Genomic DNA, 11,901 nt, shown 5'->3' with positions numbered 1-11,901 from the left:
GGCCTGCCGCGGCACTCTTCGCTTTCCTGCCCCCGAAGCACCAGAGCACCTCTTGGAGATCCCATGGACGCCCCCTCCGTCATCAGGACCAAGCGTGACCGCGGAGAGCTGACCGACGGTCAGATCGACTGGGTGATCGACGCCTACACCCGGGGCGAGGTCGCCGACGAGCAGATGTCCGCGCTGGCGATGGCGATCCTGCTCAACGGCATGAACCTGCGCGAGATCAGCCGCTGGACGGACGCGATGATCCGCTCCGGCGTCCGGATGGACTTCTCCGCGCTGGGCGTGCCCACCTCCGACAAGCACTCCACCGGCGGCGTCGGCGACAAGATCACCCTGCCGCTCGCCCCGCTGGTCGCCGCCTGCGGCGCCGCCGTCCCGCAGCTCTCCGGCCGCGGCCTCGGCCACACCGGCGGCACCCTGGACAAGCTGGAGTCCATCCCCGGCTGGCGTGCGCTGATCTCCAACGAGGAGATGATGCAGACCCTGCGCGACACCGGCGCGGTCATCTGCGCCGCCGGCGACGGCCTCGCCCCCGCCGACAAGAAGTTGTACGCGCTGCGCGACGTCACCGGCACCGTCGAGGCGATCCCGCTGATCGCCTCCTCGATCATGTCCAAGAAGATCGCCGAGGGTACCGGCGCGCTCGTGCTGGACGTGAAGGTCGGCTCCGGCGCCTTCATGAAGAACCTCGCCGACGCCCAGGAGCTGGCCCGGACGATGGTCGGCCTCGGCAAGGCGGCCGGCGTCAACACCGTCGCCCTGCTCACCGACATGTCCACCCCGCTCGGCCTCACCGCCGGCAACGCGCTGGAGGTCCGCGAGTCGATCGAGGTGCTCGCCGGCGGCGGCCCCGCCGACGTCGTCGAGCTGACCCTCGCGCTGGCCCGCGAGATGCTCGACGCCGCGGGCGTGCAGGGCAAGGACCCGGCCGACGCGCTGCGCGACGGTTCCGCGATGGACCACTGGCGCCGCATGATCGCCGCCCAGGGCGGCGACGTGGACGCGCCGCTGCCCGTCGCCCGCGAGCAGCACGTCGTCACCGCCCCGGCCTCCGGCGTGCTCACCGGCCTCGACGCGTACGCCGTCGGCGTCTGCGCCTGGCGCCTCGGTGCCGGCCGGGCCCGCAAGGAGGACCCGGTGCAGGCCGGCGCCGGCGTCGAGATGCACGCCAAGCCGGGCGACACGGTGGTGGCCGGCCAGCCGCTGCTGACCCTGCACACCGACACCCCCGAGCGTTACGACTACGCGATCGAGGCGCTGGCGGGCGGCATCACCGTCGCCCCCGAGGGCACCGCGTTCACCCCGAACCCGATCGTCCTCGACCGGATCGCCTGACGCGCGCGGGAGCCCGGAACGCCGGCGGGGCGGCGTGCACCGACGGGTGTCGGTGGACGCCGCCCCGGGGCGGGACGAGGTGCTCGGCTCATGGCCGCTACTTCGGGTCGCGGTCGAACGTCGAGGTCGACCAGAAGTAGCCGAGCACCGTGAGGCCGACGCACCAGGCGACGGCGAGCCACCCGTTGTGGCCGATCCCGCTGCCGAGCAGCAGGCCGCGCAGGGTCTCGATGGCGGGCGTGAACGGCTGGTACTCGGCGACCGGCTGGAACCACCCGGGCATCGAGTGGACGGGGGTGAAGGCGCTGGAGAGCAGCGGCAGCAGGATCAGCGGCATCGCGTTGTTGCTCGCGGCCTCGGCGTTGGGGCTGACCAGGCCCATGCCGACGGCGATCCAGGTGAACGCCAGGGCGAAGAGCACGAGCAGCCCGAACGCCGCCAGCCACTCCAGGGCGGTCGCGCCGGTGGAGCGGAAGCCGATGGCCACGGCGACGGCGCCCACCAGGACGACGCTCATGACCGACTGCAGCACGCTGCCGACGACGTGCCCGACGAGCACCGAGGGGCGGTGGATCGCCATCGTGCGGAAGCGGGCGATGATGCCCTCGGTCATGTCGTTGGAGACGGACACCGCCGTCCCGACCACGGTGCTGCCGATGGTCATCAGCAGCAGGCCCGGGACGACGTACGCGATGTAGGCGGCGCGGTCCGGAGTGCCGCCGCCGATGCCCGCGCTCATCGTGTCGCCGAAGATGTAGACGAAGAGCAGCAGCAGCATGATCGGCGTGAGCAGCAGGTTCAGGGTGAGGGACGGATAGCGCCGCGCGTGCAGGAGATTGCGGCGCAGCATCGTGGACGAGTCGCGGACGGCGAGGGAGAGGGCGCTCATCGGACGGCCTTCCTGGGCTGGTGGGGGATGGCGGTGCCGCCGGTCAGGGCGAAGAACACGTCGTCGAGGTCGGGGGTGTGGACGGTCAGCTCGTCCGCCTCGATGCCGGCCGCGTCGAGCCGGTCGAGGACGGAGCGCAGATCGCGCTGGCTGCCGTCGCTGGGGATCTGCAGCGTCAGGGCCTCGTCGTCCCGGCCGACTCCGGGCAGGGCGAGGGCGGCGTCCCGGTGCGCGGCCGGGTCGGCGAAGCGAAGGCGCACGTGACCGCCGGGGACGAGCCGCTTCAGCTCCTGGGCGGTGCCCTGGGCGGCGATCCTGCCGTCGTGGAGCACGGCGATCCGGTCGGCGAGTTCGTCGGCCTCCTCCAGGTACTGGGTGGTGAGGAAGACGGTCACGCCGTCGGAGACGAGCTCGCGGATGATCTGCCACATGGTGTGCCGGGAGCGCGGGTCGAGGCCGGTGGTCGGCTCGTCGAGGAAGATCACCCGCGGACTGCCGACCAGCGTCATGGCGATGTCCAGGCGGCGCTTCATGCCGCCTGAGTAGGTGGAGGCGGGCTGCCGCGCGGCCTCCACCAGGTCGAAGCGCTCCAGCAGGGCGGCGGCGGTGCGCCGCCCCTCGCTGCGGGAGAGGTGGTGCAGGTCCGCCATGAGGAGCATGTTCTCCTCGCCGGTGATCAGGCCGTCGACGGCGGAGAACTGGCCGGTGACGCCGATCGCGGCGCGCACCGCCTGCGGGTCGGCGGCCAGGTCGTGGCCGTCGATGCGGATGTCGCCGGTGCCCGGCCCGGCGGAGACGAGGGTGGAGAGGATCTTCACCACGGTGGTCTTGCCGGCGCCGTTCGGGCCGAGCAGGGAGAAGATCGTGCCGGCGGGGACGGCCAGGTCGATGCCGTCGAGCACGACCTTGTCGCCGTAGGACTTGCGCAGCCCGTTCGCTGCGATGGCCAGGTTCGTCACGGTGGGGGCTCCTCTAGAGGCTGCGGGCGGTGATGTCGCCCTGGCCGGTGGTGGCGTGGATGTCGAGTTCGGTGCTGCCGTCGTTCTTGAGGGCGTTGTCGACCCGGCCGTGGCCGGTGCGGGCGTCCAGGGCGGCGGAGACGCCGCGGGCGGCCCCGACCGTCACGTCGCCCGCCCGGGTGCGGAGTTCGACCCGTCCGCGGGTGGCCTCGGCGATCCGGATGCTGCCCCGCGCGGTGCTGATCTCTGCGGGGCCGCCCAGCCGGCCGACCTCGACGTCGCCGTCGACGGCGGTCAGGCGCAGGCTCGCGGCTTCCTCGATCTCGATCCGCCGGTACGCGCCTTCGAAGGCGACGTCACCGAGGCGTCCGGCGCTGCGCAGCTCGCAGCTGCCGGTGGTGGCCTCGACGCGGGAGCCGGCGGGCAGTCGGACGGTGACTTCCAGGGATCCGGAGGGGCCGAGGTACTGGTTCCCGGGGCCGGCGGTGCGGATCCGCAGAACGCCGTCGGCGAACTCGACCGTCGTCCGCTCGGCCGCCTTCACGTCGCGGCTCCTGGCGGGGTCGGCGGGAAGGATCTCGACGGTGGTGTCGGCCCGGTCGGCGGCGATGACCCGGATGCGTCCGGCGGCGACCTCCAGGACGGCGGAGATCGGGGCGGGGGTGGCGAACGTCTGCATGGGGGGATCCTGTCTGCGCGTTGTTTCTGACACCAGAAACGCTACGTTGCATTCATGGATCCTTCAATGGCCTTGTTGCGCCAAATCCCTATCACTGCACGTAAAAGCGGGATATTCATTGCAATGGTTCTGCATTCAATGCAACGGCAATCGGCCGCGTTCGTTGCAATGGATGAGAGTGAACGCCAAGGCGGCGCTCAGCCGCGGCGGTGGGCCGCGGGTGCCGCCGCCAGGCTGATCCTCAGCAGCTCGTCGGGGGCCTCGCGCATCAGGTCGTGGCCGACCGGGAGCGTGTGCACCGTCCAGGCGGGGTCGGCGGACAGCCGCCGGTGGGTGGGCAGGAACGGGGAGCCCTCGAAGCCGGCCGCGTGGACGTATGTCCGAGGGATGACGGCGCCGCCCGCGCCGGACGGCCGGATCCGCTGGAGCAGGGTGCCGATCGGCTGCGGGGTCGTCCGCGCGTCCGGCGCCGGGTGCAGGCCGACCAGGACGGCGTCCTCGCCGCGGTGCAGCTCCAGGACGGCGAGCACGTCCTCGGTGGGGGTGTCCAGGTTGACCTGGCCGGCCGCCTCGCGGTGGCGCCCGCCGAGGCCGGTGAGGGGCAGGGCGTGCGGCCGGTGTCCGTGCGCCCGCAGGGCGCGGGCGAGCGGCTCGAACCACCGGCCGCCGTGAGGGCGCCGGGGACGAGGACGAAGGTGGCCACGGTGCGCTCCGAGGTCGTGGGCGGTCCGTTCGGAGCGCAGCCTGCCGCGGAAACCCGACAGGGAGTGTCAGGTTTCCGCGGCGGTTCCGCGACCGTGCGCGTGACGGCCGGTCAGCGGGCGGCGAGGCCGCGCCGCCGCACCACCGCCTGCCGGGTGGCGTAGAGGGTGACGCCGCCGGCCAGGGCCATCGCGGTGAGTCCCACGGCGGCCGCCCCGGACCAGCCCGACGCGTGGTAGGCGTCCGCGCCGACCGTGCCGCCCAGACTGTTCCCCAGGTAGTAGGCGATCAGGTAGAGCGCCGAGGCCTGGGCCCGGCCGTGGGTGGCGGTGCGGCCGACCGAGGACGAGGCGGTGGCATGGCCCGCGAAGAACCCGGCGGTGATCAGCACCAGGCCGAGCAGCGCGGCGACCAGCGATCCGGCCAGCGAGAGCAGCAGCCCGGCGGTGGTGACGCCGATCGCGGTGTAGAGCGCACCGCGCCGGCCGAGCCGGGCGGCCAGCCGCCCCGCGGAGGCGGAGGAGGCGGTGCCGACCAGGTAGACCACGAAGATCGACGCGGCGACGGACTGCGGCAGGTCGAAGGGCGCCGCGGTGAGCCGGTAGCCGACTGTGTTGTAGACCGCGCCGAACACCGCCATGAACAGCAGTCCGAGGGCGTAGAGGCGCAGCAGCAGCGGGTTGCGCAGGTGGGTGGTGACGGTGCGGGCGAGCGCCCGGGCGTCCACCGGCGCGGGGGTGAAGTTCCGGGCGGCCGGGATCAGCAGCCGGAACGCGAGCACGGACAGCAGGGCGAGCGCGGCCGAGGTCGCCAGGCCCCAGCGCCAGCCCCAGGCGGCGGCGGCCCAGCCGGAGACCAGCCGGCCGCTCATCCCGCCGATCGAGTTGCCGGCCACGTACAGGCCCATCGCGGAGGCCAGTGCGCTCGGGTGGACCTCCTCGGCGAGGTAGGCCATCGCGGTGGCGGGCAGTCCGGCGAGCGCCGCGCCCTGGACGACCCGGAGCACCACCAGGGTGGTGAGGTCGGGGGCGAACGGGAGGGCGAGCGCGAGCAGGGCCGCGGTCAGCGTGGAGGCGGTCATCACCGCCGTCCGCCCGTACCGGTCGGAGAGTGCGCTGGCCGGCAGCAGGGCGAGGGCGAGCCCGAGGGTGGCCGCCGAGGCCGTCCAACTGGCCTGGCCGGGCGTCAGTTCCAGGTCGGCCGAGAGGATCGGCAGCAGGCCCTGGGTGGAGTACAGCAGGACAAAGGTGGCCACACCGGCGGCGAAGAGCGCGAGGTTGGCGCGCCGGAAGGCGCGGTCCCCGGGGCGGTGGCGGGTGTCGGTCGCGGCGGCGGTCGGGGACGGCGGGGTGAGGGCACCCGGCAGCGTGGCTGCGGATGCCCCGGTACTGGCAGGCGGCATGCACCGAACGTAGGCCGCCGCCGGCTGATGCGTCCAATGCATGATTCATGGAGAATCCATGCCATGGCGCATGACAGCAGCTCGCAGCCGATCCGGCTCGCCGAGCTCGATCCGGAGGCGGCCGTGGTCCGCCTCACACCGCAGCTCGCCCAGTTCGCCGCGGTCGCCCGGCTGGAGCACGTCACCCGGGCCGCGCAGTCGCTCGGGATGCCGCAGCCGACGCTGTCCCGCGCGGTGGCGAGGCTGGAGGCCGAGCTCGGGGTGGACCTGCTGGCCCGTCAGGGCCGGGCCGTCCGGCTGACCCGGGCCGGGCGGCTGCTGCTCGGGTCGGTGGAGCGGGCGCTGGCGGAGCTGGAGCGGGGCGCCGAGGCCGTCCGGGCCGAGGCGGATCCGGCGGCCGGCCGGGTGGCGTTCGGCTTCCTGCACACCCTGGGGACGGAGGCGGTGCCGGAGCTGCTCCGGGGCTTTCGGGACACGCATCCGCGGGTCCGCTTCCAGCTGGTGCAGGACTACGTGGCGGCGATGCTGGTGCGGCTGCGGGCCGGCGAACTGGACCTGTGCCTGGTCTCGCCGCTGCCGGACTCGCCCGAGCTGACCGCCCGTCCGCTGGACGAGCAGCGCCTCCACCTGGCCGTCCCGGCCGACCACCGGCTGGCCGCCCGCCGCCGGATCCGGCTCGCCGAGGTGGCCGAGGAACCGTTCGTGGCGGTGGAGGAGGGCTACGGGCTGCGCCAGATCACCGACGGGTTCTGCGCGGAGGCCGGGTTCGTGCCGCGGATCGCCTTCGAGGGGGAGGAGGCGGAGACGCTGCGCGGGCTGGTCGCGGCCGGGCTGGGGGTGGCGCTGCTGCCGCCCGCGCTGGTGACCCGGCCGGGTGTGGTGGAGCTGGAGGTGACGGCGCCGCGCACCCGCCGGGCGATCGGGCTGGCCTGGGTGACGGGGCGGCCGCTGACCCCGCCGGCGGAGGCCTTCCGCGACTTCGTGCTGTCCCGCCGCGGGCGGCTGCTGGGCGGCCACTGAGACCGGTCGCCGGGCGGGCACCCGGGAAGCCGGTCACCGCGCGCGGGCCGCCGGTGCGCAGCGACACGCGGGGATCGGAAGCAGTAGGAATCTACGCGCGTAGGAGCTACACTCCCGCAATGGAGAAGCAGATCCCCGCCACCGCGGGCACCACAGGCCCCCGCATCCCCACCGCCGACCAGATCGCCCGTGCCCCGAAGGTGCTCCTGCACGACCACCTGGACGGCGGGCTGCGTCCCGAGACCATCGTCGAACTCGCCGCCGCCTGCGGGTACGAGGGTCTCCCCACCACCGACCCGGCCAAGCTCGGCCAGTGGTTCCGCGAGGCCGCCGACTCCGGCTCCCTGGTGCGGTACCTGGAGACCTTCGCCCACACCTGCGCCGTCATGCAGACCCGTGCGGCGCTGGTGAAGGTCGCCGCCGACTGCGCCGAGGACCTGGCCGCCGACGGCGTCGTGTACGCCGAGGTGCGCTACGCCCCCGAGCAGCACCTGGAGGCCGGCCTCACCCTGGACGAGGTCGTCGAGGCCGTCAACGAGGGCTTCCGGCTCGGCGAGGCCAACGCCCGCGCGGCCGGCCACCGGATCCGGGTCGGCACCCTGCTCACCGCCATGCGGCACGCCGCCCGTTCCACCGAGATCGCCGAGCTGGCCAACCGCTTCCGCGACCAGGGCGTGGTCGGCTTCGACATCGCGGGCGCCGAGGCGGGCCACCCGCCCACCCGGCACCAGGCCGCCTTCGACTACCTCAAGGGCGAGAACAACCACTTCACCATCCACGCCGGTGAGGCCTTCGGCCTGCCCTCCATCTGGGAGGCCCTGCAGTGCTGCGGCGCCGACCGGCTCGGCCACGGCGTCCGGATCGTCGACGACATCACCGTGAACGAGGACGGCACCGTCCGGCTCGGCCGGCTCGCCGCGTACGTCCGGGACAAGCGGATCCCGCTGGAGATGTGCCCCACCTCCAACCTGCAGACCGGCGCCGCCGACTCGTACGGCGAGCACCCCATCGGGCTGCTCAGCCGGCTCAAGTTCCGGGTCACCGTCAACACCGACAACCGGCTGATGAGCGGCACCGACATGAGCCGCGAGTTCGGGCACCTGGTGGAGGCCTTCGGCTACACCCTGGGCGACATGGAGTGGTTCACCGTGAACGCCATGAAGTCGGCGTTCCTGCCCTTCGACGAGCGCCTCGCCATGATCAACGACGTCATCAAGCCCGGCTACGCCGAGCTCAAGGCGGAGTGGCTGTTCGCCGGCGCATGACCCAAGTCGCCGACGGCCCCCGGCTGTTGGCGATGCGAGTCGCAGGGCGGGCCGGGGCCGTCGCCGGGGCCCCGGCCCGCTCTGCTGTGATCGTCCGACTATTCAGTCCTGTGAGTGACGCTCCGTTGATCCGCATGCGACGTTGTCACTACGGTGTGCCAGTCAATGCTGACCCGGTGTGATGGCGGGGGCGCCCGCTGGGCGCCCGGGCACGGGCACCGACGACGACTCTGAGGACAACGCATGAAGCAGGCAACCCTGAAGGCCGCAAGCACCGCCGCACTGGGGGTCGCGATCGCCGCAGCTGCCGCGGGCACCGCCTCCGCCGCTGCGCCGGGCGGTCTCGGGCTCCCGACCAGCGCCCTCACCAACCCCGGGCTGACCAGTGCCGTCCCCGGCGCCGTGCAGAAGGTCCCCGGCGGCAACGAGGTCACCCAGGCCGTCGGCACCCTCAACCCGGCCGTCGGCGAGAAGCTCGCCCCGGCCGCGCCCGCCGCCCCGGCCCAGGCCGCCCCCGCGGCGGACACCTCCGCAGCCGACGCCGCACCGGCGACGGCGCCTGCCGCGGCCGACCGCGCGCTGCCGCCCGTCCCGGGCGCCCAGGGCCTGGAGAAGACCCCGGTCGGCGGCGTGCTCGGCACGGTCAGCGGCCTCGGCGGCGCCACCGGCGGCGGCCTGCCGGGCATCGGCGGCTGATCCGCCCGTCCGGCAACGGCGCAGGGCCGCCCCCGCGGGGGCGGCCCTGCGCCGTTGCATCAGGCCTCCTGCGGCAGCAGCAGCCAGAGCGCGAGGTAGATCAGGAACTGCGGGCCGGGGAGCAGGCACGAGACCAGGAAGATGATCCGGACCGTCCACGGCTCCAGGCCGAAGCGGTCGGCCAGCCCGGCGCAGACGCCGGCGATGACGCGGTGGTGGCGGGGGCGGGCAAGGGCGCTCATGACGGGACTCCCGGATGTCGTGGCCCGGTCCGGTCTCTCCGGCGGGCACATCTCCATCCTGGGCGCCGCGGCGGCCGGAGGCGTCAGCCGCTCGGCCGATCCGTGCCCCTGACCTCTCACCGGGACGACGGACGCCGGTCTCGGGGATGTCCTCGGGGTCGCCCCCGACCCGCGGCCGGGGCGCCGGGCCGGGAGCCCGCCGTCGGCCCGCCCTTCAGCGCGGGCGGGAGGCGGGGGACGGCGACCAGGCCGCCGCCGCCGTCGCCCGCAGCGGCCGGGCGGCGCCGGAGGGGCCGGCCGCGGCCCGTTCCGCCGTCCGCGGGCGGGGCACCGACGCGCCGGCCGGCCGCCGCGGGAGCCGCAGCAGCAGGGCGCGGGCGGCCGGCAGGACGGCGAGGTGGCAGAGGGCGGCGCCGACGGTGCCGAGCAGGATGTCGTCCACGTTCAGCACCCGGCCCGGGGTCCAGCTCTCCAGGATCTCGAAGCCGGTCGCGATCAGCGCGGTGCCGCCGACCGTCCGCAGGAAGGACGCCGCCCAGGGGGTCCGCAGCCGACCGAGGGCGGCCGGCAGCAGGACCCCGAACGGGGCCATCGGCAGCACGCCCGAGGCGAGCTGGCGCAGCCCGGCGAAGCCGCCGAGGGCCAGTGCCCGGTCGACCGAGGCGAACGGGGTCAGGTTGGCCGGGTACGTCCAGCTGGCCGCCACCGGCCGGAGCACCAGCCAGCCGAGCAGGACGAGATGGCCGACGAGCAGCAGCCGCCCGGCGGTCCGCAGGGGACGGAGGGTCTCCGGCGGGGGCGCCGCTCCGGTCTCGTTCTCGACCTGCGGGTCGTCCCCGGCCTGGTTACCGGTGCGGGTGGTGGTGCCATGTCGGTGCACACCGGGATGGACGCACCCTCCGTGCCGGAAGGTTCCACCCGGACGGGTGGCCGGTCACGGGCAGTGCGAGGCGGCGGGGGACGGCGACGGTGCGACGCTGAACTCCGGGGCCGGGCTCTTCGCCGCCGGGCTCCTCCCGGCCGTGGCGGTACCGCCCCCGGTGGGTGCGGCCGTCGTCGCCGCGGCCGCCTTGGGCACCTGCACCGGTGTCGGGCAGGCCGTCCGGCTCGCCGGCGCGCCGGCGTCCACCGGCACCGCGGTCGGGCGGATGCCGCAGCCGGCGGCCACCGCGCCGAGCAGGACCAGGGCCGCAGCCCTCCGTACGGTCACCGGGGGTCCTCCTCGACGGGCTGGGCGAGCGGCAGCGTGAGGGTGAAGACCGCGCCGTGCTCGCCGTTGGCGGCGGCGATCGTGCCGCCGTGTATCTGGGCGTTGGCCATCGCGATGGACAGGCCGAGACCGCTGCCCTCCGACCGGGCCCGGCCCTTGTCGGCCTTGTAGAAGCGGTCGAAGACGTGCGGCAGGACTTCCTCGGGGATACCGGGGCCGCTGTCGCGCACCTCGACTACCACCCGCTCGCCGTCCTCCTCCCGGACGACCACCCGCACCGGCGAGCCGCCGTGCTTGAGGGCGTTGCCGATCAGGTTGGCGAACACCACGTCGAGGCGGCGCGGGTCGGCCATCAGCCGCACCCCGCGCGGGGCGTCGACCTCGACCGCGTCGTACCAGGCGCGGCCGTCGATGCAGGACATGATCAGGTCGGCGATGTCGACCTCGTCGGCGACCAGCTTGGCGGTGCCGGCGTCGAATCGGGTCACCTCCATGAGGTTCTCGACCAGGTCGGAGAGCCGGCGGGTCTCGCTCACCACGAGCCGGACGGCGGGCGCGATCATCGGGTCGAGCGCGTCGGCCTCGTCCTCCAGGATGTCGGTGACGGCGGTCATCGCCGTGAGCGGGGTGCGCAGTTCGTGCGACATGTCGGCGACGAACCGGCGGCTCTGCATCTCCCGCGCGCTCAACTCCTCGACCTGGTGCGCGAGGGACTCCGCCGTCCGGTTGAACGTCCTTGCCAGGTCGGCGAGTTCGTCGCCGCCCTCGACCTCCAGCCGGGTGTCGAGCTTGCCCTCGCCGAGCGACCTGGCGGCCTCGCCGAGCCGCCGCACCGGACGCAGCACGGTCGCCGACGCCGCCTGGGCGAGCAGGGCCGAACCGATCAGGGCCAGCAGGGTGGCGATCGCCAGCGACCAGCCGAGCGTGTTGAGGTCGGCCCGCTCGTTCTCCAGCGACTTGAACATGTACGCCGTCGGCCCGCCCGGCACCACCCGGGTGCCGCCCACCAGGAACGGGCGGTTGCCGAGGTTCACCCGCTGCCAGTAGAGGTGGTACGGGTACGGATTGCCCGGTCCGACCGTGCGCGGCGTGTCCACCGCCCGGCGCAGCGTCGGCGGCACCCCGGCGAGGGTGAACCGCGCCGGGTCCGTGGAGACCGCGCAGCCGGGCAGCGCCGGATCCGTCACGACCACGTCGTAGTTGAGCCCGGAGGAGGCCACCTGCTGGGCGAGGTCGGAGAGTTGGGTGCAGTCCGGGGCCGCCGGCAGCGCCGAGACGTTGCGGGTCAGTGACACCCGGAAGTCGTTCAGCGCGGTGTCCTGGGCGCGCTTGAGCACGGCGTCGCGGTTCAGCCAGTACGCGATGCCGGACGCGGACACCGCGGTGATCAGCGCGACGGCGGCGAACACCGCTATCAGGCGGACCCGCAGCGAACGCAGCCGGCGCCACGGGCCGCGGCGGCGCTGCACGGTCTGGAGGTCAGTCAACAGGTCTCA

At 74.1% G+C, this 11,901-nt stretch carries 13 protein-coding genes; 4 read left to right on the top strand and 9 right to left on the bottom strand.

Annotation, left to right across the window (positions count from 1 at the left end; translation table 11 throughout):
- Window positions 1–63 precede the first annotated feature (63 nt).
- On the top strand, window positions 64–1,341 hold the full coding sequence (locus tag ABEB13_RS17115; RefSeq protein ID WP_345706208.1) for a thymidine phosphorylase: 1,278 nt from the start codon (window positions 64–66) through the stop codon (window positions 1,339–1,341).
- 97 nt (window positions 1,342–1,438) lie between these two features.
- Here ABEB13_RS17115 and ABEB13_RS17110 read toward each other — a convergent pair whose 3' ends face one another.
- From ABEB13_RS17110 to ABEB13_RS17090, 5 genes are all read right to left on the bottom strand, one after another.
- A complete protein-coding gene (locus ABEB13_RS17110) occupies window positions 1,439–2,230 on the bottom strand; it encodes an ABC transporter permease (RefSeq protein WP_345706207.1) in 792 nt (263 codons plus the stop codon).
- Entirely contained in the window at window positions 2,227–3,189 is a 963-nt protein-coding gene (locus tag ABEB13_RS17105; RefSeq protein WP_345706206.1) for an ATP-binding cassette domain-containing protein, read from the bottom strand. The genes ABEB13_RS17110 and ABEB13_RS17105 overlap by 4 nt, the downstream gene beginning before the upstream one ends.
- Before the next feature lie 13 nt (window positions 3,190–3,202).
- Entirely contained in the window at window positions 3,203–3,868 is a 666-nt protein-coding gene (locus tag ABEB13_RS17100; protein ID WP_345706205.1) for a DUF4097 family beta strand repeat-containing protein, read from the bottom strand.
- A 197-nt stretch (window positions 3,869–4,065) separates the two neighbouring features.
- Entirely contained in the window at window positions 4,066–4,398 is a 333-nt protein-coding gene (locus tag ABEB13_RS17095) for a hypothetical protein (RefSeq protein ID WP_345706204.1), read from the bottom strand.
- Between the two features lie 284 nt (window positions 4,399–4,682).
- Window positions 4,683–5,972: an MFS transporter gene (locus tag ABEB13_RS17090; protein WP_345706203.1), complete on the bottom strand. Its 1,290-nt coding sequence runs from the start codon at window positions 5,970–5,972 to the stop codon at window positions 4,683–4,685.
- Between the two features lie 63 nt (window positions 5,973–6,035).
- Between ABEB13_RS17090 and ABEB13_RS17085 the strand changes: the two genes are divergently transcribed.
- The 3 genes from ABEB13_RS17085 (at window position 6,036) to ABEB13_RS17075 (ending at window position 8,953) form a co-directional block, all read left to right on the top strand.
- Entirely contained in the window at window positions 6,036–6,992 is a 957-nt protein-coding gene (locus tag ABEB13_RS17085; RefSeq protein ID WP_345706202.1) for a LysR family transcriptional regulator, read from the top strand.
- A gap of 119 nt (window positions 6,993–7,111) precedes the next feature.
- Window positions 7,112–8,257 (top strand): adenosine deaminase, encoded by a 1,146-nt coding sequence (locus ABEB13_RS17080; RefSeq protein WP_345706201.1) that lies wholly within the window; start codon window positions 7,112–7,114, stop codon window positions 8,255–8,257.
- Window positions 8,258–8,500: 243 nt separating this feature from the next.
- Window positions 8,501–8,953, top strand: coding sequence for a hypothetical protein (locus tag ABEB13_RS17075; RefSeq protein ID WP_345706200.1), 453 nt, complete (start codon window positions 8,501–8,503; stop codon window positions 8,951–8,953).
- 59 nt (window positions 8,954–9,012) lie between these two features.
- Here ABEB13_RS17075 and ABEB13_RS17070 read toward each other — a convergent pair whose 3' ends face one another.
- The 4 genes from ABEB13_RS17070 to ABEB13_RS17055 form a co-directional block, all read right to left on the bottom strand.
- Window positions 9,013–9,195 (bottom strand): PspC domain-containing protein, encoded by a 183-nt coding sequence (locus ABEB13_RS17070; protein ID WP_345706199.1) that lies wholly within the window; start codon window positions 9,193–9,195, stop codon window positions 9,013–9,015.
- Window positions 9,196–9,409: 214 nt separating this feature from the next.
- Window positions 9,410–10,075 (bottom strand): VanZ family protein, encoded by a 666-nt coding sequence (locus ABEB13_RS17065; RefSeq protein WP_345706198.1) that lies wholly within the window; start codon window positions 10,073–10,075, stop codon window positions 9,410–9,412.
- 54 nt (window positions 10,076–10,129) lie between these two features.
- A complete protein-coding gene (locus ABEB13_RS17060) occupies window positions 10,130–10,405 on the bottom strand; it encodes a hypothetical protein (RefSeq protein WP_345706197.1) in 276 nt (91 codons plus the stop codon).
- Window positions 10,402–11,892, bottom strand: coding sequence for an ATP-binding protein (locus ABEB13_RS17055; RefSeq protein WP_345706196.1), 1,491 nt, complete (start codon window positions 11,890–11,892; stop codon window positions 10,402–10,404). Before ABEB13_RS17055 ends, ABEB13_RS17060 begins: the two co-directional genes overlap by 4 nt.
- Between the last annotated feature and the right edge of the window lie 9 nt (window positions 11,893–11,901).

The sequence above is a fragment of the Kitasatospora paranensis genome (assembly GCF_039544005.1).
GTDB lineage: Bacteria > Actinomycetota > Actinomycetes > Streptomycetales > Streptomycetaceae > Kitasatospora > Kitasatospora paranensis.
This window is presented reverse-complemented; position numbering and strand designations above follow the sequence as displayed.